The sequence below is a fragment of the Mycobacterium colombiense genome (genome assembly GCF_001953985.1).
Taxonomy (GTDB): Bacteria; Actinomycetota; Actinomycetes; order Mycobacteriales; family Mycobacteriaceae; genus Mycobacterium; species Mycobacterium colombiense_B.
Window position 1 is genome coordinate 44,178 of the sequence record NZ_MBEI01000043.1, and the last position, 19,100, is coordinate 63,277.

The window sequence follows — 19,100 nt, forward strand, 5'->3', positions numbered from 1 at the left end:
GGTGGCAGATCTCTCGCGGGGTCCAGAAGTCGATGTGGTGATCCTGGTCGGCGGCAAGGGCACCCGGCTGCGTCCGCTCACCCTGTCGGCGCCCAAGCCCATGCTGCCCACCGCGGGGCTGCCATTCCTCACGCATCTGCTGTCGCGGGTCGCCGCGGCCGGCATCGAGCACGTCATCCTCAGCACGTCGTATCGCGCCGCGGTGTTCGAGGCGGAGTTCGGCGATGGCTCCAAGCTGGGCCTGCAGATCGACTACGTCACCGAGGAGCACCCGCTGGGCACCGGCGGCGGCATCGCCAACGTCGCCGGGCACCTGCGGCACGACACCGTGATGGTGTTCAACGGCGACGTGCTCTCCGGCGCCGATCTGGGCCAGATGCTCGACTTCCACTCCGCCCAGCAATCCGACGTCACCCTGCACCTGGTGCGGGTGGGCGACCCGCGGGCGTTCGGCTGCGTGACCACCGACGACGACGGCCGGGTCACCGCCTTTGTGGAGAAGACGCAGGACCCGCCGACCGACCAGATCAACGCCGGCACCTACGTCTTCTCCCGCCAGGTGATCGACCGGATCCCGCGTGGCCGGGAGGTCTCGGTGGAACGCGAGGTGTTCCCCGCGCTGCTGTCCGATCCAGGCGTCAAGGTGTGCGGCTACGTCGACGCCAGCTACTGGCGCGACATGGGCACGCCCGAGGACTTCGTCCGCGGCTCGGCGGATCTGGTGCGCGGCATCGCCCCGTCGCCGGCGCTGCACGGCCACCGCGGCGAGCAGTTGGTGCACGACGGTGCCGCGGTGTCGCCGGGCGCGGTGCTGATCGGCGGCACGGTCGTCGGGCGGGGCGCGGAGATCGGCCCCGGCGTCCGGCTGGACGGCGCGGTGATCTTCGACGGTGTCAAGGTCGAGGCCGGCAGCGTGATCGAGCGCTCGATCATCGGCTTCGGCGCGCGCATCGGTCCGCGGGCGCTGATCCGCGACGGCGTGATCGGCGACGGCGCCGACATCGGGGCGCGCTGCGAGTTGTTGCGCGGCGCCCGGGTGTGGCCCGGCGTGTCGATTCCCGACGGCGGCATCCGGTACTCGTCCGACGTCTAGGCGCGCGCTTTCGCCGAGTGTGAAGCTAGCCGCACACTCGGCGTCGAATGTGAAGCTAGCCGCACACTCGGCGGGTGATCAAGAACGCGTGGCCTGGGCGACCAGATAGGCCAGCGCGTGATCCGTCCCGTCCGGCAGGGCGTCGGCGGGCCACCATCGCAGGTCCTCCGACTCGTCGCTGATCGCGATCTGCGCGCCGGCCGGCGCGTGCGCGACGAACTGCAGATCGAGGTGGCGAGTCGGCACTCCCAGCGAACAGGTCACCGGATGCACGTGCACCGCGGCCAGCCGGGGCTCGATGCGTAGCCCGTCGATCCCGGACTCCTCGGTGGCCTCGCGCAGCGCCGCCGCGAGGACGTCGGCGTCGTCATCGTCGCAATGGCCGCCCAGCTGTACCCACCGGCCCAGGCGGCGATGCAGCGTCAGCAGAACCTGTTTGCCGGTGTGGTCGAGCACCAGCGCCGACGCGGTGACGTGGCCGGGCACGCACTCGCGCAGGCACGCGTCGGCGCGGGCGTGCACGAAGGCAAGCACGGCGTGCCGCAACGAATCCTGGGCCGGGTCGGAGGGCTCCCAGTCCGACAGCACGGCGATCGCCGATTCCCGAACGCTCATCGTGACCTCCGCCGTTTCCGCCGATCCCGCAGCGACACCCACGCCGCTCGGCAGTCCGCCACCCCGTCGGCGGGCAAGCCCAGGCCGTCGATCAGCACGCGGCGGTCGACGACGTCGAGCGCCTTCTCGATCTCGTTGGCCTTCAGCAGCAGGTCCACATCGCAGGCGAGTTCGGCATCGGCGTGCGCCGGCGCGGGGATGGGCAGCTGCTCGGCCTCGCGGGGCTCGAGCTCCAGCACGCCGCCACCGTAGCTGCGGCCCATGATCTCGGCGAAGGCGAACGTCACGCTGTTGTGGAACGCGGCGGCCAGCGCGGCCGGTTCGACCCGGGCGGTCAGGCGCACCCGGTGCACGGTGTCGGTGCTCGTGGCCGCCGCGGCGTTGGCGGTCAGCCGCGGCGCCCGGTGGATCTGGCGCAGCAGGAACAGGTCGGGCACCCACAGCGACGGCGTGACCCACCACGGCTTGCGGATCGAGCACTTGTAGCCGCGGTGCACCCCGGCCGCCTCGCCGGCGCGGATGTGGGCTCTTAACGCTGGATCGGCCGGTTGGGGCGGCGCGTTGAGCAGCCAGCTGCGCTGCCCGGCGGCGAGATCGGTTGCGCGGCAATCGGTGTCGTAGACGAGCCCGGACAGCTGGGCGCTGCGCGAGACCAGCGGGACGCAGTGCGGCCGCAACCCCAGCTCGCCGGCCTGGGCGTCGGTGAAGGTGAAGAAGGCGTTGCGTCCGGTCACGATGCCGACGTCGACCTCGGCGACCGATCCGAGCCGGGTCAGGCTGCCCGAGCTTCTGAGCCCCCGCAGCAGCCGGATCGCGGCGGGGTCCAGAAAGTACTTGGTCCACTTCTCGTCCTCGTGTAAGAGCGCCGGCGCCGATGCGACGTCCAGGTCGGCCTCAGCCAGGGCGTCGGCGTCCCCGAGGTGGACGGTGCGGATGCGCGCGGGGCCGGTGCCGACGACACCGCAGAACAACACGACCTCCTGCAGGATGCCGTCGAACACCAGGCGCTCGAAGGTCAGCAGGGTGATCTCGCGGAACCGGCTCAGCAGGAAGTCGCGCAGCTGCGCGGCGTAGGTGACCTGCAGCAGCTCGGCCGGCAGCACCAGGCCTACCCGTCCGCCGTCGCGCGCCAGCACGGTGCTCGCCACCACGAACGGGACCCAGGCGTTGGTCAGCCGGGTGGGCCGCAGACCCTCGCGCCGCATCAGGTCCAGCGCCGGGTCGCGCTGCCGCGACGACCAGTTGCCGAACCGGATGTAGGGCGGGTTGCCGGCGACCCCGTCCCAGCCGCCGGCCTCGGCGGTGGCGAGCCAGGCGAACAGGCTCTCGGCGTCGACGGGAGCGAACCGGCGGGACTTGGCCGCCTCGTCGGCGATCAGCTCGACGCCGCGGACCTGGTCGCTGAGCCGGGCCAGCTCGCGCAGGATGGCGCCGTCGCCGCAGGAGGGTTCGACGATCTTGGGCCCCGCCGCGCGGACCCAGGCGGCCAGGAAGCGGGCCACCGGCGCCGGGGTGTAATAGCCGCCGCGGACCTTGTCGGCCGAGGCCGTCGCCTTGCCCGCGAACTTCATGGGCTCAGTATTACTTGCGGATCAGCAGATCACCGGGGTCTGCCGGATCGCGCGGCCCGGCCGGGTCGGCGGCATAGCCGATGGCGATGGCGCCCAACGGCTCCCAGTCGGCGGGCAGTTCGAGCTCGGCGCGCACCAGGTCGGCGGCGAAGATCGTCGAGCCGATCCAGCAGCTGCCCAGCCCGCGCACCGCCAGCGCGACCAGCAGAGCCTGCACGGCCGCGCCGACCGCGACGGTGAACATGGTGTGCTCGGCCTCGGTGCGGGCGGCGTCGGGATAGGCGTGGGCGCCGTCGGGCACCAGGATCGGGATGACGACTTCGGGCGCGTCGTAGAGGATCTGGCCGCGCGCGACCCGGCGGTCGATGGAGTCGGCGGGCCGGCCGTCACCGGCGAGGTCGGCGCGCCACTTGTCCTTCATGCGGTCCAGCAGCCGGGTCCGGGTGGCCGGGGTGCGCAGCCAGACGAACCGCACCGGGCGGGTGTGGTGCGGCGCCGGTGCGGTCAGCGCCTCGGCGACGGCGGCCTCCAGCAGATCGGCCGGCACCGGCTCGGCGCTGAACCGGCGCACCGATCGGCGCAGCAGCTGCGCCTCGCGCCGGCCCATCTCCACGGCCTCGGCGGTGCCAAGCCAGAACAGGTCTTCGGTGCCCGGCCGCAGCAACTGCCGCGCCGTGGAGCCGTCGTCGGTCACGGACAGGCCGCGCACCACCGCCACCGGCATCGCGGTCAGTTTGCCCTTGACCAGATCGGCGGCCGCGGCGATCTCGTCGGCGATCGCGACCTCGGTGACCAGCAGCTCGTTGCCGTGCTGATCGACGGCCCCCGAATAGCCGTGCAGCACAGCCAGACCCGCCGCGCCCACGGCCGCGTCGGTCTGGCCGTTGCGCCACGCGCGGCCCATCGTGTCGGTGATGACCACGGCGACCTCGACGCCGAGCCGCTCGCGCAGCCCGGCGCGCAGCGCCGCGGCGCTGCCGTCCGGGTCGACCGGCAGCAGCGCCAGCTCGTCGCGGCCGACGTTGGATCCGTCCACGCCGGCGGCGGCCTGCACCAGGCCGATCCGGTTCTCGGTGATCAGGGTTCGGCCCTTGCGGGCGAGCACCCGGACGGCTTCGTCGTCGACCAGCTTGCGCCTCAGCTCGTCGCGCTCCTCGGGATCCCGCGGCGCCGGCACCAGCCGGCCCTCGCACTTGGACACCGCCTTGCTGGTGACCACGACGACGTCGCCGTCGCGCAGCCACGGCGCGGCCGCGGCGACGGCGGCGCCCAGATCGTCGCCCGGCCGGAACTCGGGCAGCCCGGCGACGGGCAGGATTTCGATGGCGGCGGCGCTGCCGTGCTCGCCCGGCGGAGAGGTCACGGACCCACCCCCGCGAGGTCCAGCCCGGCCCGGACCATCTCGGCCGTCGCCGCCGGGTCGGTCATCACCAGGGGCACCGAGCGCACCTTGACGCCGTCGATGTCGGCATGGTCGTCCTCGCTCACCAGCCAGCCGTCCAGGATGCCGGTGTCGCGGCGCGCGCCGTAGTGGCGGCCGACCGCCTCCGCGGTCGATTCCACCCCGATCACGGACAGGCAGGCATCGGCCATGCCGCGCAATGGCTTTCCACCGATGATCGGCGAGTACCCGACGATCGGTGCGCGCGCCGCGCGCAACGCTCCGCGAATGCCGGGGACGGCCAGGATGGCGCCGACGCTCACCACCGGGTTCGACGGCGCCAGCAGGATCACGTCGGCGTCCGCGATGGCCGCCGTGGCATCAGTTGTGGCGGCCGCCTTTTCGGCGCCGACGAAGGCGAAGCTGTGCGTGGGCACCTGGGCCCGGTAGCGGACCCACCACTCCTGGAAGTGGATGGCCCGCCGGCTGCCGTCGTCGGGATCGGTTATCACCACGTGGGTCTCGCACCGATCGTCGCTGGCGGGCAGCAGCCGCGCGCCGGGTTGCCAACGGTCGCACAGCGCCGTGGTGATCTGCGACAGGGGGTAGCCGGCGTTGAGCATCTGGGTGCGCACCAGGTGGGTGCCCAGGTCACGGTCGCCGAGCCCGAACCAGTCCGGCTGCACGCCGTAGCGCGCCAATTCCTCTTTGGCGTGCCAAGTTTCGTTCCGGTGACCCCACCCTCGCTCCGGATCTACACCTCCACCTAAGGTGTACATGCAGGTGTCCAAATCGGGGCAGACTCGCAGTCCGTGGATCCAGGCGTCATCGCCAATGTTGACGATCGCCGTCAGCTCGTGACTGCCGGCCTCCGGGCGCCGTTGCGATTGAAACTGACCGAGCCCGAACAGCTGTTGAACCCCCAGCAGGAAGCGGGCGCCGCCAACCCCACCGACCAGAACGGTGACCTTCACATTGCACGACAGTACTGCCCGGCCGCAGTGCTGTGACGGGCCCATTGGGGGTGCCTCAAAGTTGCGGTTCCCCAGCGGTTGTGGGCAACGCGTGGGAAAGTTGAGGGCCGTGTGATCGACACGCCGAACGCCCAAAACAACAGAAACGCCGAAATTCGATCACGAGATGGTATGGAAATGCGCCGAAGTGCTTGACCCGGCAGATCAACCCGTGTCTAATCACAACAGTGTCATTTCCCGGTTGGCCGGCCGACTCCGGTGTCGCAGACCGAGATTCGATCACTTGTTCGAATTGTCTGTACATCAGAACAGTGGGAAACCAATCACACTCTCTCAATCAAGCTGAGGAGGCGGACGACCGTATGTCTTACGAAACTTTTCGAAGCGCCATGGCGAGCACGCCGCACACCGACATCGACCCGGCACTGGACCGCCCCGCTCGGCCGCATTTGACCGTGGTTCCTGATGCGCCAATCGCTTTCGAGCCCGAGCCCTTGCCGGAGCCGGCCGCCGACCAGTGGCAGGACCGCGCGCTGTGCGCCCAGACCGACCCCGAGGCCTTCTTCCCGGAAAAGGGTGGTTCCACCCGCGAGGCGAAGAAGATCTGCCTGGGTTGCGAGGTGCGTCATGAGTGCCTCGAGTACGCCCTCGAGCACGACGAGCGCTTCGGTATCTGGGGCGGTTTGTCCGAACGCGAGCGCCGCCGCCTCAAGCGCGGCATAATCTGACCCATCCTGATCGCAACGCGCGCTGAGCGTTAAGCCTCCAGCGTTCAACGCGCGACGCGCAACGGAAAAAGCTATTCGTCGTCGATCGTCGGATCGATGACCGACGGCTCAACGTCGAGATAGATGGCGACCTGGGCCACCAGGATTTCGTGCAGCAGGTCGCCGAGTTCGACGGTGTCTTTCGCCCGTCGCTCAATTGGCTTGCGGAACAACACAATTCGTGCCCGCGTGGAGTTGCCGCGGATGTCGACGCCGGCCGGGATCAACCGCGCCAGCGGGATCGGCCCATCGGCGATCACCTCGGGTGGCCACTGCACACTCTCGGGATCCTTGGCCGAGATGCGGGGAATCTCGTCGACCGCCACGTCCAGTTCGGCCAGCCGGTCCTGCCAGCTCCGCTCGATGGGCTCGTAGGCCTCCAGCACCGCCATGTCGAACCGCTCGGCGCGGCTGCGCCACCCCGGTACGGTCGGCGGCAACAGCGGGCCGCGCATATCGCGGCCCCTGCGAAAGAGTCGATGGCTAGCGGTCCGCCGCGGAGCCGAACCGTCGGAAAACCGATCTCTTCGCGGGGAGCTGCGCGAATCGCCCACGCGCCGATGGTAACGGTTGCACATCGAGGGCCCGGGAGTTGCGCGTGTCCGGCGCTTCGGCGGCGTTTGCGCACGATAGCCTTTCGAGCGTGAACGTTCCCCGTCGCTGTTGCCGGCCCGGGTGCCCGCACTACGCCGTGGCGACCCTGACGTTCGTCTATTCGGACTCGACGGCAGTCGTCGGTCCGTTGGCGACCGCGCGGGAACCGCATTCCTGGGACTTGTGCGTCAACCATGCCGGCCGGATCACCGCGCCCCGCGGGTGGGAGCTGGTGCGCCATGCCGGCCCGCTGCCCACCCATCCGGACGAGGACGACTTGGTCGCCCTGGCCGACGCGGTGCGCCGGGGCGGCGATCGCGGCGCGCCGTACGCGGCGACACCGGTAAGCGGCTTCGCCGACGCGCACATCCATCACGCCGGGTCTCAGGCCACCGCGCCCAGCAGCAGCCTGCTGGCACCGCCCGAGCATCGCTCCGGACGGCGCCGCGGACATCTGCGGGTGTTGCCCGATCCCAGTGACTAGTGCGTGGCGACCCGCGGCGCTGACCGACCGGACGCGAAATCCCCACGCACCGCGGCGGCTCCAGTTCTCCGCGGCCCGATAGGCTGACGGCCAAGAGTTCACGTCGTCAGGAGTCCCGCATGTCTCGGCCCGCCGCGACTGTCCACCGTGTCGTCAAGGCTTACGACGTGCGTGGGCTAGTCGGCGAAGAGCTCGACCAGCCGCTGGTCACCGATCTCGGCGCAGCCTTCGCCAAACTCATGCGCGGCGAGGGCGCCCGCCAGGTCGTGATCGGCCACGACATGCGCGACAGTTCACCCACGCTGGCCGCCGCGTTCGCCGCCGGCGTGACCAACCAGGGACTGGATGTGGTGCGCATCGGCCTGGCGTCCACCGATCAGCTCTACTTCGCCTCCGGGCTGCTGGACTGCCCCGGCGCCATGTTCACCGCGAGCCACAACCCGGCGGCCTACAACGGCATCAAGCTGTGCCGGGCGGGGGCCAAACCGGTCGGCGCCGAGACCGGCCTGCGCGTGGTCGCCGATGACGTGATCGCCGGCGTCGAGGGTTACGACGGGACACCGGGCAGCGTGAGCGATCGCGACGTGCTGGCCGACTACGGACAGTTCCTGCGATCGCTGGTGAACACCTCCGGGCTCCGCCCGCTGCGGGTGGCCGTGGACGCCGGCAACGGCATGGCCGGTCTGACGACGCCCGCCGTCCTCGGCCCGATCGGCTCGATCACGTTGGAGCCGTTGTACTTCGAGCTCGACGGCTCGTTTCCCAATCACGAGGCCAACCCGCTCGACCCCGCCAACCTGGTGGACCTGCAGGCCTATGTGCGTGAGACCGGCGCCGACATCGGGCTGGCCTTCGACGGCGACGCCGACCGCTGCTTTGTGGTCGACGAACGCGGCAACCCGGTGTCGCCGTCGACGGTGACCAGCCTGGTGGCCGCCCGCGAGCTGGGCCGCGAGATCGGCGCGACGATCATCCACAACGTGATCACCTCGCGCGCGGTGCCCGAACTCGTCGCCGAACGCGGCGGCACGCCGCTGCGGTCCCGGGTGGGGCACTCCTATATCAAGGCGCTGATGGCCGACACCGGCGCGATCTTCGGCGGTGAGCATTCGGCGCACTACTACTTCCGCGACTTCTGGGGCGCCGACTCCGGGATGCTGGCGGCGCTGTACGTGCTGGCCGCGCTCGGCGAGCAGGACCGCCCGCTGTCGGAGGTCACCGCGGACTACCAGCGCTACGAATCGTCCGGCGAAATCAACTTCACGGTTTCCGACGCCGGGCAGTGCACCGAGGCGGTGCTGAAGTCGTTCGGCACCCGGATTCACTCCCTCGACCACGTGGACGGGGTCACGGCCGACCTGGGCGACGGCAGCTGGTTCAACCTGCGCAGCTCCAACACCGAGCCGTTGCTGCGGCTGAACGTGGAGGCCCGCACGGCCGAGGACGTGGCCGCGGTCGTCGCCCAGATCAGTGCCGAAATCGCCACGACGACCTCGGGCGTGAAGGCCGCGACGTGAACGCCACCCGGTCGATCGATCTCGAGGACACCGAGGGCCTGCTGGCCGCCGACCGTGACGGCCTGCTGCGCGCCGTGTCCTCGGCCGGTGCCCAGGTGCGTGCGGTGGCCGCGGCGGTCGACGAGGGTGCGCTGGACCCGCTGCGCGCCGACGATCGTCCGCGCAGCGTCATCTGGGTGGCCGGGCGCGGTACCGCCGAGACGGCCGGGGCGATGCTGGCCGCCACGCTGGGGGGATCGGCCTCGCAGCCGTTCACGCTGACCGTTGAGGCGCCGCCATGGGTGGGCCCGCTCGACGTGCTGATCATCGCCGGCGACGATCCCGGTGATCCCGCGCTGGTCGCCGCCGCGGCGACCGGCGTGCGCCGCGGCGCCCGGGTGGTGGTGGCCGCGACGTTCGAGGGCCCGCTGCGCGATTCCACCGCGGGGCGAGTGGCGGTGCTGTCGCCCCGGCTGTCGGTGCCCGACGAATTCGGCCTGTGCCGGTATCTGGCCGCCGGGCTGGCCGTGCTGCACGCCGTCGACCCGCGCCCGAGCGTCGACCTGGCGTTGCTGGCCGACGAGCTGGACGCCGAGGCGCTGCGCAACAGCGCCGCCCGCGAGTTGTTCACCAACCCGGCCAAGACCCTGGCCGCACGGATCGGCGAGCGCCAGGTGGCGCTGGCCGGCGACAGCGCCGCCACGCTGGCGCTGGCCCGGCACGGCAGCTCGACGCTGCTGCGGATCGCGCACCAGGTCACCGCGGCCACCTGCCTGGCCGACGCCGTCGTCGCCCTGCGCTCGGGAGCGTCGGCCGGTTTCGGGGCCGGCTTCGGAGATCCGGACGCCGCCCTGTTCCACGACGAAGAGATCGATGGACCGCTGCCGCAGCGACTGCGGGTGCTGGCGCTCACGCTGGCCGCCGAGCGCACTGTGGTGGCCGCCCGGCTGGCCGGCTTGAGCGACGCCGATCTGGTTGCTGCCGAGGACGTGCCCGAGGGGCCGGATGCGGCCGGGGGTCCGATCGGGTCCGACGGTTCCCGCGGGTCGGCCGGTGCTCAGCGCCCCGAGCAGCAACTGGCAGTATTGGCCCTCCGGCTGGAAATGGCCGCGGTTTATATGCGACTGGTGCGGGGATAGATACAACAGTGGAACTGCTTCGCGGTGCCTTGAGAACGTACGCCTGGGGTTCGCGTACTGCCATCGCCGAATTCACCGAGCGTCCGGTGCCGGCGGCGCACCCCGAGGCGGAGCTCTGGTTCGGCGCGCACCCCGGCGATCCGGCCTGGCTGGAGACGGGCAACGGCGAGATCACGTTGCTCGAGGCGCTGGGCGACGACCCGGAGGGTCAGCTCGGGCCGGTGTCGCGGGCGCGCTTCGGGGACGTGCTGCCGTTCCTGGTGAAGGTGCTGGCCGCCGACGAGCCGCTGTCGCTGCAGGCCCACCCGAGCGCCGCGCAGGCGGCCGAGGGGTACATGCGCGAGGAGCGGGTCGGCATCCCGCTGAACTCGCCGGTGCGCAACTACCGCGACATGTCGCACAAGCCCGAGCTGCTGGTGGCGCTGCATCCGTTCGAGGCGCTGGCCGGATTCCGTCAGGCCGCGCGCACCGTCGAGTTGTTGCGGGCTCTGGCCGTCTCCGACCTCGACCCCTACATCGACCTGCTGAACGACCAGTCCGACGCCGACGGCCTGCGCGCGCTGTTCACCACGTGGATCACCGCCCCGCAGCCCGACATCGACGTGCTGGTGACCGCCGTGCTGGACGGGGCCATCGCGTATGTCAGTTCGGGCGCAACCGAATTCGCCGCGGAGGCCAAGACGGTGCTCGAGCTCGGCGAACGCTATCCCGGTGACGCGGGCGTGCTGGCGGCGCTGCTGCTGAACCGCGTCAGCCTGGCGCCCGGCGAGGCCATCTTCGTCTCCGCCGGCAACCTGCACACCTACCTGCGGGGCTTCGCCGTCGAGGTGATGGCCAACTCCGACAACGTGTTACGTGGCGGCCTGACCCCCAAGCACGTCGACGTGCCTGAGCTGCTGCGCGTGCTGGACTTCACGCCCACCACCGAGGAGCAACTGCGGCCGCGCATCCGCCGCGAGGGCTTCGGACTGATCTATGAGACACCGGCCGACGAGTTCGCCGTCGCGCTGCTGGAGCTCGACGACGAGTACGTCGGCCACGAGGTGGACGCGACGTGCACTCACGACGGTCCGCAGATCCTGTTGTGCAGCCAGGGTTGCACGACGGTGCACGGCAAGTCCGGCTCTCTGACGCTGAAGCGGGGGATGGCCGCCTGGGTGGCCGCCGACGACGCCCCGATCCGGCTGGTCGCGCACGAACCCACCAAGCTGTTCAGGGCGACGGTTGGGCTGTGAAGGCCCGCCGCCGTTTGGCGGCGTCGCGCCGCTCGCTCACCCATAGCCGCAGGTTGTGCGCCATCGCGCGGCCGATGATCCGCGGCGGCGGAACCATATAGAGGCTGTCGAGCAGCGAGAACCGCCGCAGGAACCATTCCGCCAGCACGGGTTCGGTCTCCGCGGCACCCAGGAATTGATCGAACAGCGCCCCCGATGGCCGCCACCACCAGGGGATCGGCCCCTTGGTGCCGGCGTGGTGGAACGTGACGTCGCCGATCGCGTTCATCATCCACACCGGGAAGGTGCTCTTGGCGGTGGCCCGGTTCAGCTCCGCGGCAACCCGATCGTCGGGGAACTGCAGCGCGCGGCGCAGGTGCCCGGCCTGCAGCGACGTCATCGTCATGCCCTGCCCGAACGTGGGGTTGAAGCTGGCCACCGCGTCGCCGAAGGCGATGATGCCGCCCGGCAGGCGCTCCAGCTTGTCGTAGCGCCGCCACTTGCTGGCCGGGAAGGCGTGAAACGCAGGGTCCCCCAGCGGCTCGGCCCGCGTCAGCGCGGCGTGGAAGTGGGCCGGCAGCAGCTGCCGGGCAAGATCCAGCATCTCCGGGAAGGTCCCCGGCGGTTTGGCGTTTGCCACGCCGAACGTGGTCAGCACCCAGGTGGCATCCTCGTAGCACAGCATGCCCAGCCCCAGCGACTGATCGTGCGAGGCGCCGGCGACCACCACCTTCTCCGCGATCAGCCCGTCGGGGATGGCGAACCGCTGGGTGGCGTAGTGGATGCCGATGTCCATCGCCTGTTCGACCGGGCGCTCGAAGCCCCAATCGGTCAGCCACACCGGCAGCCGGGTCCCACGGCCGGCCGCGTCGACGACGAGGTCCGCGGCGATGAACTCCGGGTCGTCGCCGTCGGCCCCGGCGGGATCCAGCAGCACGCCGGTCACCCGTTGCCGCGCGCGGTCGAACCGCGGCTCGGCCACCGAGCGGCGCGCCACGGTGACGTTGTCGAGGTCGCGAACCCGTTTGCGCAACTGCCATTCCAGATGCGGGCGGCTGGGCACGTAGGCGGTGAACTCGTCGCGCAGGGTCTGCCCGGTGCCCAGCACGTGGCCCGCGGCGCCCAGGTGGATGCAATCGGGCCGATTCTCGAGTTTGATCACGCCGGCGGCCACCATGTCGTCGAGCAGGCCCGGGAAAAGGTCCTCGAATTCGATGGCCCCGCGGGCCATCAGCATGTGCAGGTGGCGGTCCTGGGGCACCGTCGCCCGGTTCGCCGGTTGGGCCGGCAACTCGTCGCGCTCGTACACCGTCACCCGCGAATACGAATCCGAAAGCACCCGCGCCGCGCAAAGACCAGCGATGCTGCCCCCGATGACCACGGCGTGGTCCCTGGCCGTTGCTGCGCTATCCGGCATTCGCGGAGAGTACCCAGTACTGTGACGGACCAATGGTGCGTTGGGAAAGGGCGAATGCATGGCCAATCGATGGCGGACCAAGTCGATCGAGCAATCAATCGCCGATACCGACGAGCCGGACACCAAGCTCCGCAAGGACCTGACGTGGCGAGACCTGGTCGTGTTCGGCGTCGCGGTGGTGATCGGCGCCGGTATCTTCACGGTCACCGCATCGACGACCGGCGACATCACCGGCCCGGCGATCTGGGTGTCGTTCGTGATCGCGGCGGGCACCTGCGCGCTGGCCGCGCTGTGCTATGCCGAGTTCGCCTCGATGCTGCCGGTGGCCGGTAGCGCGTACACGTTCTCCTACGCCACCTTCGGGGAGTTCCTGGCCTGGATCATCGGCTGGAACCTGCTGCTGGAGTTGGCGATCGGCGCGGCCGTGGTGGCCAAGGGCTGGTCGAGCTACCTGGGCACGGTGTTCGGATTCGCCGGCGGCACGGTCAAATTCGGCTCGGCCCAGGTGGACTGGGGGGCGCTGGTGATCGTCGGGGGCGTGGCGACCCTGATCGCGCTGGGCACCAAGTTGTCGTCCAGGTTCTCCGCGGTGGTCACCGCGATCAAGGTGTCGGTCGTGCTCTTCGTGGTCGTGGTCGGCGTCTTCTACATCAAGCGCGCCAACTACTCGCCGTTCATCCCCAAGCCCGAAGCCGGTCGCGAGGCCAAAGGCATCGACCAGTCCGTGCTGTCGTTGCTGACCGGCGCGCAGAGCAGCCACTACGGCTGGTACGGCGTGCTGGCGGGGGCGTCCATCGTGTTCTTCGCGTTCATCGGGTTCGACATCGTCGCCACCATGGCCGAGGAGACCAAAAATCCGCAGCGCGACGTGCCGCGGGGCATCCTGGCGTCGCTGGGCATCGTCACGCTGCTCTACGTCGCGGTCGCCATCGTGCTGTCCGGGATGGTCTCCTACACCCAACTCAAGACCGTCCCGGGCCACGGGCAGGCGAACCTGGCCACCGCCTTCACCGCGAACGGTATCCACTGGGCGAGCAAGATCATCTCCATCGGCGCGCTGGCGGGACTGACCACCGTGGTGATGGTGCTGATGCTCGGCCAGTGCCGGGTCCTGTTCGCCATGGCGCGCGACGGGCTGTTGCCGCGATCGCTGGCCAAGACGGGCTCGCACGGGACCCCGGTGCGGATCACCGTGCTGGTCGCCTTGGTGGTCGCCGTGACGGCATCGGTATTCCCCATCACCAAGCTCGAGGAGATGGTGAACGTCGGAACCCTGTTCGCCTTCGTCCTGGTCTCGGCCGGCGTGATCGTCCTGCGCCGGACCCGGCCGGACCTGGAGCGGGGGTTCAAGGCGCCGTGGGTGCCGGTGCTGCCGATCGCCTCGATCGCCGCGTGCCTGTGGCTGATGCTCAACCTCACCGCGCTGACCTGGGTCCGGTTCGGGGTGTGGCTGGTGGTCGGCACGGCGATCTACGCCGGCTACGGCTACTGGCACTCGGTGCAGGGCCGGCGGGGGGAGGGGGAGACCGAGCACCGCGACGCCCTCGAGGTCGATCCGCACAGCCCGGTTCCCTAACCACTGCTTTACAAACAAGCGTCTTTTGTCTAGACAGAAGACGCAAACATAGGTATTGTCCAACCTCAACGTGGTGTGACTCACAAGGAGGTTTGGCCTATGACCACATTCGAACCGCAGCTGAGCCGGGAATCCGAGCCGCTCGCCTGGCGGGACAAGAAGCGCCGCCTATGGCTGATGGGGCTGATCGCCCCGACGGCGTTGTTCGTGATGCTGCCGCTGATGTGGGGTCTGAACCGGCTGGGCTGGCACGCCGCCGCGCAGGTGCCGCTGTGGATCGGGCCGATCCTGCTCTGGATCCTGCTGCCAATCCTCGACCTGCGTTTCGGGCCCGACGGGCAGAACCCGCCCGACGAGGTCATGGAGCGGCTGGAGAACGACAAGTACTACCGCTACTGCACCTACGTCTACATCCCGTTCCAGTACCTCAGCGTCGCCTTCGGCGCCTACCTGTTCACCGCCTCGAACCTGAGCTGGCTCGGCTTCGACGGCGGGCTCAGCTGGGCGGGCAAGCTCGGGCTGGCGCTGTCGGTCGGCGTGCTCGGCGGCGTCGGTATCAACACCGCCCACGAGATGGGCCACAAGAAGGACTCGCTGGAGCGCTGGCTGTCCAAGATCACCCTGGCGCAGACCTGCTACGGGCACTTCTACATCGAGCACAACCGCGGCCACCACGTGCGGGTCGCCACCCCCGAAGACCCCGCGTCGGCGCGCTTCGGCGAGACCTTCTGGGAGTTCTTGCCGCGCAGCGTGTTCGGCAGCCTGCGCTCGTCGCTGCGGCTGGAGGCGCAACGGATCCGCCGGCAGGGCGCCAGCCCGTGGCACCCCAAGACGTACGCTTCCAACGACGTCCTCAACGCCTGGCTGATGTCGGTGGTGCTGTGGGGCGCGCTGATCGCGATCTTCGGCCCGGCGCTGATCCCCTTCGTGATCATCCAGGCGGTGTTCGGCTTCAGCCTGCTGGAATCGGTCAACTACCTGGAGCACTACGGCCTGCTGCGGCAGAAGAATTCGAGTGGCCGCTACGAGCGCTGCACCCCGGTGCACAGCTGGAACTCCGACCACGTGGTGACCAACCTGTTCCTCTACCACCTGCAGCGGCACAGCGACCACCACGCCAACCCGACCCGGCGCTACCAGACGCTGCGCAGCATGGAGGGCGCGCCCAACCTGCCGAGCGGCTACGCGTCGATGATCTCGCTCACCTACTTCCCGCCGCTGTGGCGCAAGGTGATGGATCACCGGGTGCTGGCGCACTACGACGGCGACATCACCCGGGTCAATGTGCAACCCAGGCTGCGCGAGAAGCTGCTGGCGCGCTACGGGGCCCCGCAGGCGGGTGCGGCATGAGCGCGTATCGCTGCCCCGGCTGCGACTACACCTACGACGAAGCGAAAGGCGCACCGCGGGAAGGGTTTCCCGCGGGCACGCCCTTCGCCGACATCCCCGAGGACTGGTGCTGCCCCGATTGCGCGGTGCTCGAGAAGGCCGATTTCGAAACCATAGGAGTGAACCGATGAGCGTCGACTACAAGCTCTTCATCTGCGTGCAGTGCGGATTCGAGTACGACGAGGCCAAGGGCTGGCCGGAAGACGGCATCGCCCCCGGCACCCGGTGGGACGACATCCCCGAGGACTGGAGCTGCCCGGATTGCGGTGCGGCCAAGACCGATTTCGAGATGGTGGAGATCGCCCGTTCGTGACCGCCTGCGACGCCGCGGAAGAGGCCGACGTGCGGCAAGAAACCGATTCCGGGGCCCGAGCCGCTATTGTCGCGCCTGTGAAGCGGATGCCCTACGCCGAGGCGTCGCGTGCCCTGCTGCGCGACTCGGTGCTGGACGCGATGCGTGATCTGCTGCTGACCCGGGACTGGTCGGCCATCACCCTGTCCGACGTCGCCCGCGCCGCGGGCATCAGCCGGCAGACGATCTACAACGAGTTCGGTTCCCGGCAGGGCCTGGCGCAGGGGTACGGCCTGCGCCTGGCCGACCGGCTGGTCGACGCCGTCAACGCCGCGCTGGAAGCCAACGTCGGCAACATCTTTGAGGCGTTCCTGCAGGGCTTCCGCGACCTGTTCACCGAGTTATCGGCGGACCCGCTGGTGATCTCGCTACTCACGGGCGTGGCCAAGCCGGACCTGCTGCAGATCATCACCACCGACAGTGCCCCCATCATCAACCGCGCCTCGGAACGGCTGACGGCGGCGCTGACCCACAGCTGGGTGGCCACCAGCGACGAGGACGCCGGGGTGCTGGCGCGGGCCATCGTGCGGCTGGCGCTGAGCTATGTCTCGATGCCGCCGGAGGCGGACCACGACGTGGCGGCCGATCTGGCCCGGTTGATGACGCCGTTCGCGGAGCGTCACGGCGTCATCAACGTTCCCTGACCCGCGAGGCGCGGCCACCCGCGACTACAGTGGCGCAAGAACATACCTAAGCTAATTACCGCTTGGATCCGAGCGAGCCGAAGAAGGAAGAACACGTTATGACGACGACCGAAAACGCACTGACCCCCGACGTTCGAAACGGCATCGATTTCAAGGTCGCCGATCTGTCGTTGGCGGATTACGGTCGCCGGGACATCGAGCTATCGGAGCAGGAGATGCCGGGTCTGATGTCGCTGCGTCGCGAGTACCACGACGTGCAGCCGCTCAAGGGCGCGCGCATCTCGGGTTCGCTGCACATGACCGTGCAGACCGCGGTGCTGATCGAGACTCTCGTCGCGCTGGGCGCCGAGGTCCGCTGGGCGTCCTGCAACATCTTCTCCACCCAGGACCACGCCGCCGCCGCCGTGGTCGTCGGCCCGCACGGCACCCCGGAGGAGCCCAAGGGCGTTCCGGTCTACGCGTGGAAGGGTGAGACGCTCGAGGAGTACTGGTGGGCGGCCGAGCAGGTGCTGACCTGGCCCGACGAGCCGGCCAACATGATCCTGGACGACGGCGGCGACGCCACCATGCTGGTGCTGCGCGGCGCGCAGTACGAGAAGGCCGGCGTGGTGCCGCCGGACGAAGAAGACGACTCGACCGAACACCGGGTGTTCCTGAACCTGCTGCGCAAGCGGTTCGAGACCGACAAGGACAAGTGGACCAAGATCGCCGCGTCGATCAAGGGCGTCTCCGAGGAGACCACCACCGGTGTGTTGCGGCTCTACCAGTTCGCCGCCGCCGGCGACCTGGCGTTCCCGGCGATCAACGTCAACGACTCGGTCACCAAGAGCAAGTTCGACAACAAGTACGGCTGCCGGCACTCGCTGATCGACGGCATCAACCGCGGCACCGACGTGCTGATCGGCGGCAAGAAGGTGCTGATCTGCGGCTACGGCGACGTCGGTAAGGGTTCCGCCGAGTCGGTGGCCGGCCAGGGCGCACGCGTGACCGTCACCGAGATCGACCCGATCAACGCCCTGCAGGCGCTGATGGAGGGCTTCGACGTCAAGCGGGTGGAGGACGTGATCAGCGAGGCCGACATCATCATCACCACGACGGGCAACAAGGACATCATCACCCTCGAGCACATGAAGGCGATGAAGGACAAGGCGATCCTGGGCAACATCGGCCACTTCGACAACGAGATCCAGGTGGCCCGGCTGGAGAAGTCCGGTGCCACCAAGACCAACATCCGCCCACAGGTCGACCTGTGGACGTTCCCGGACACCGGCAAGTCGATCATCCTGCTGTCCGAGGGCCGGCTGCTGAACCTGGGCAACGCCACGGGCCACCCGTCGTTCGTGATGAGCAACAGCTTCTCCAACCAGGTCATCGCGCAGATCGAGCTGTGGACCAAGAACGACGAGTACGACAACGAGGTCTACCGGCTGCCCAAGCACCTGGACGAGAAGGTGGCCCGCATCCACGTGGAGGCGCTCGGCGGCGAGCTGACCAAGCTCACCAAGGAGCAGGCCGAGTACATCGGCGTCGACGTCGACGGCCCCTACAAGGCCGACCACTACCGCTACTGAGCCGCCCGACCGCCGAGTGTCGCGCCAGCGTGGCACTCGGCGGCGATAGGCTCGCGCCGTGCTGATCGCGATCGAAGGCATTGACGGCGCCGGCAAGCGGACGCTGACGGACAAGCTTCGCAACCTTTTTCAGGCGGACGGCAAGTCGGTGGCCATGCTGGCCTTCCCGCGGTATGGGCGATCGGTGACGGCCGACCTCGCGGCCGAGGCGCTGCACGGCGAGCACGGCGACCTGGCGTCGTCGGTCTACGCGATGGCGACGCTCTTCGCGCTGGACCGTGCCGGGGCGATCGGCGAAATCGATGCGCTGCGCCGCGAGCACGACGTGGTGATCATGGATCGCTACGTCGCCTCCAACGCGGCCTACACCGCCGCACGTCTGCACGAGGACGCGGCCGGGCCGGCCGTGGAGTGGATACACGCGCTGGAGTACGGGCGGCTCGGGCTGCCCGCGCCCGACTGGCAGGTGCTGCTCGCGGTGACGGCCGAGCTGGCCGGGCAGCGCGCCCGCAGCCGGGCCGAGGCCGATCCGGGCCGCGCCCGCGACAGCTACGAACGCGACGACGGGCTGCAGCAACGCACCGCCGCGGTCTACGCCGGACTGGCCGCCGCGGGCTGGGGTGGTCCGTGGCTGAGCGTCGACGCGGACGTCGATCCGGGGCGGCTGGCCGCCATGTTGACCGGCGCCGAGGGCGCCGCGACGGCGCGGGACTGATGCGCCGGGGTGGAGAAATAAGCGAAATTAACGGAATTTGCATCCAAAATTGGCCATCGGGCCAAGAAACGCCCGTGTGGCGCCCCAATTTTGTCCCGATCTGGTGAC

19 protein-coding genes are annotated in these 19,100 nt (G+C 69.6%); 13 read left to right on the forward strand and 6 right to left on the reverse strand.

Going from position 1 to position 19,100, the window contains the following annotated elements:
* Window position 1 precedes the first annotated feature (1 nt).
* A complete protein-coding gene (locus A5732_RS09220) occupies window positions 2-1,093 on the forward strand; it encodes a sugar phosphate nucleotidyltransferase (protein WP_076102018.1) in 1,092 nt (363 codons plus the stop codon).
* 78 nt (window positions 1,094-1,171) lie between these two features.
* Here A5732_RS09220 and A5732_RS09225 read toward each other — a convergent pair whose 3' ends face one another.
* The 4 genes from A5732_RS09225 to cofD are packed head-to-tail and all read right to left on the reverse strand — an operon-like array spanning window position 1,172 to window position 5,634.
* Entirely contained in the window at window positions 1,172-1,708 is a 537-nt protein-coding gene (locus tag A5732_RS09225) for an NUDIX hydrolase (RefSeq protein ID WP_076055917.1), read from the reverse strand.
* Complete coding sequence (locus A5732_RS09230) at window positions 1,705-3,279, reverse strand: class I SAM-dependent methyltransferase (RefSeq protein WP_076102019.1); 1,575 nt, start codon at window positions 3,277-3,279, stop codon at window positions 1,705-1,707. The genes A5732_RS09225 and A5732_RS09230 overlap by 4 nt, the downstream gene beginning before the upstream one ends.
* A 10-nt stretch (window positions 3,280-3,289) precedes the next feature.
* Complete coding sequence (locus A5732_RS09235) at window positions 3,290-4,642, reverse strand: coenzyme F420-0:L-glutamate ligase (protein WP_076102020.1); 1,353 nt, start codon at window positions 4,640-4,642, stop codon at window positions 3,290-3,292.
* Window positions 4,639-5,634 (reverse strand): 2-phospho-L-lactate transferase, encoded by a 996-nt coding sequence (gene cofD, locus A5732_RS09240; RefSeq protein WP_076055922.1) that lies wholly within the window; start codon window positions 5,632-5,634, stop codon window positions 4,639-4,641. The genes A5732_RS09235 and cofD overlap by 4 nt, the downstream gene beginning before the upstream one ends.
* Window positions 5,635-6,023: 389 nt before the next feature.
* Between cofD and A5732_RS09250 the strand changes: the two genes are divergently transcribed.
* Window positions 6,024-6,362 (forward strand): WhiB family transcriptional regulator, encoded by a 339-nt coding sequence (locus A5732_RS09250; RefSeq protein WP_064954875.1) that lies wholly within the window; start codon window positions 6,024-6,026, stop codon window positions 6,360-6,362.
* Between the two features lie 71 nt (window positions 6,363-6,433).
* On the opposite strand, the gene A5732_RS09255 is transcribed toward A5732_RS09250, so the two are convergent.
* Window positions 6,434-6,856, reverse strand: a complete 423-nt coding sequence (locus tag A5732_RS09255) for a metallopeptidase family protein (protein ID WP_044484176.1) — start codon at window positions 6,854-6,856, stop codon at window positions 6,434-6,436.
* 188 nt (window positions 6,857-7,044) lie between these two features.
* Here A5732_RS09255 and A5732_RS09260 point away from each other — a divergent pair, with 188 nt between their 5' ends.
* The 4 genes from A5732_RS09260 to manA all read left to right on the forward strand — a co-directional run bounded on the left by A5732_RS09260 (window position 7,045) and on the right by manA (window position 11,349).
* Window positions 7,045-7,479: a DUF3499 domain-containing protein gene (locus A5732_RS09260; protein WP_216351574.1), complete on the forward strand. Its 435-nt coding sequence runs from the start codon at window positions 7,045-7,047 to the stop codon at window positions 7,477-7,479.
* Between the two features lie 119 nt (window positions 7,480-7,598).
* The gene (locus A5732_RS09265; protein ID WP_076055927.1) at window positions 7,599-8,996 is read left to right on the forward strand and encodes a phosphomannomutase/phosphoglucomutase; all 1,398 of its coding nucleotides are present in this window, start codon (window positions 7,599-7,601) and stop codon (window positions 8,994-8,996) included.
* Window positions 8,993-10,114: a TobH protein gene (locus A5732_RS09270; RefSeq protein WP_076102023.1), complete on the forward strand. Its 1,122-nt coding sequence runs from the start codon at window positions 8,993-8,995 to the stop codon at window positions 10,112-10,114. Before A5732_RS09265 ends, A5732_RS09270 begins: the two co-directional genes overlap by 4 nt.
* Before the next feature lie 8 nt (window positions 10,115-10,122).
* Complete coding sequence (gene manA, locus A5732_RS09275; protein ID WP_076055930.1) at window positions 10,123-11,349, forward strand: mannose-6-phosphate isomerase, class I; 1,227 nt, start codon at window positions 10,123-10,125, stop codon at window positions 11,347-11,349.
* On the opposite strand, the gene A5732_RS09280 is transcribed toward manA, so the two are convergent.
* Window positions 11,327-12,709 (reverse strand): FAD-dependent oxidoreductase, encoded by a 1,383-nt coding sequence (locus tag A5732_RS09280; protein ID WP_142256583.1) that lies wholly within the window; start codon window positions 12,707-12,709, stop codon window positions 11,327-11,329. The two genes, manA and A5732_RS09280, sit on opposite strands and share 23 nt — an antisense overlap.
* Before the next feature lie 94 nt (window positions 12,710-12,803).
* Here A5732_RS09280 and A5732_RS09285 point away from each other — a divergent pair, with 94 nt between their 5' ends.
* The 7 genes from A5732_RS09285 (at window position 12,804) to A5732_RS09315 (ending at window position 18,992) form a co-directional block, all read left to right on the forward strand.
* Window positions 12,804-14,321: an APC family permease gene (locus tag A5732_RS09285; RefSeq protein WP_076102025.1), complete on the forward strand. Its 1,518-nt coding sequence runs from the start codon at window positions 12,804-12,806 to the stop codon at window positions 14,319-14,321.
* Between the two features lie 99 nt (window positions 14,322-14,420).
* Window positions 14,421-15,671, forward strand: coding sequence for an alkane 1-monooxygenase (locus tag A5732_RS09290; protein ID WP_076102026.1), 1,251 nt, complete (start codon window positions 14,421-14,423; stop codon window positions 15,669-15,671).
* A complete protein-coding gene (locus A5732_RS09295) occupies window positions 15,668-15,841 on the forward strand; it encodes a rubredoxin (RefSeq protein WP_076102027.1) in 174 nt (57 codons plus the stop codon). The genes A5732_RS09290 and A5732_RS09295 overlap by 4 nt, the downstream gene beginning before the upstream one ends.
* Window positions 15,838-16,023 (forward strand): rubredoxin, encoded by a 186-nt coding sequence (locus A5732_RS09300; RefSeq protein ID WP_076055939.1) that lies wholly within the window; start codon window positions 15,838-15,840, stop codon window positions 16,021-16,023. The genes A5732_RS09295 and A5732_RS09300 overlap by 4 nt, the downstream gene beginning before the upstream one ends.
* 86 nt (window positions 16,024-16,109) lie before the next feature.
* The gene (gene alkX, locus A5732_RS09305; RefSeq protein ID WP_076055985.1) at window positions 16,110-16,706 is read left to right on the forward strand and encodes a TetR family transcriptional regulator AlkX; all 597 of its coding nucleotides are present in this window, start codon (window positions 16,110-16,112) and stop codon (window positions 16,704-16,706) included.
* A 98-nt stretch (window positions 16,707-16,804) separates the two neighbouring features.
* On the forward strand, window positions 16,805-18,277 hold the full coding sequence (gene ahcY, locus A5732_RS09310) for an adenosylhomocysteinase (protein ID WP_065054458.1): 1,473 nt from the start codon (window positions 16,805-16,807) through the stop codon (window positions 18,275-18,277).
* Between the two features lie 58 nt (window positions 18,278-18,335).
* Window positions 18,336-18,992 (forward strand): dTMP kinase, encoded by a 657-nt coding sequence (locus A5732_RS09315; RefSeq protein WP_076102028.1) that lies wholly within the window; start codon window positions 18,336-18,338, stop codon window positions 18,990-18,992.
* Window positions 18,993-19,100: the final 108 nt, after the last annotated feature.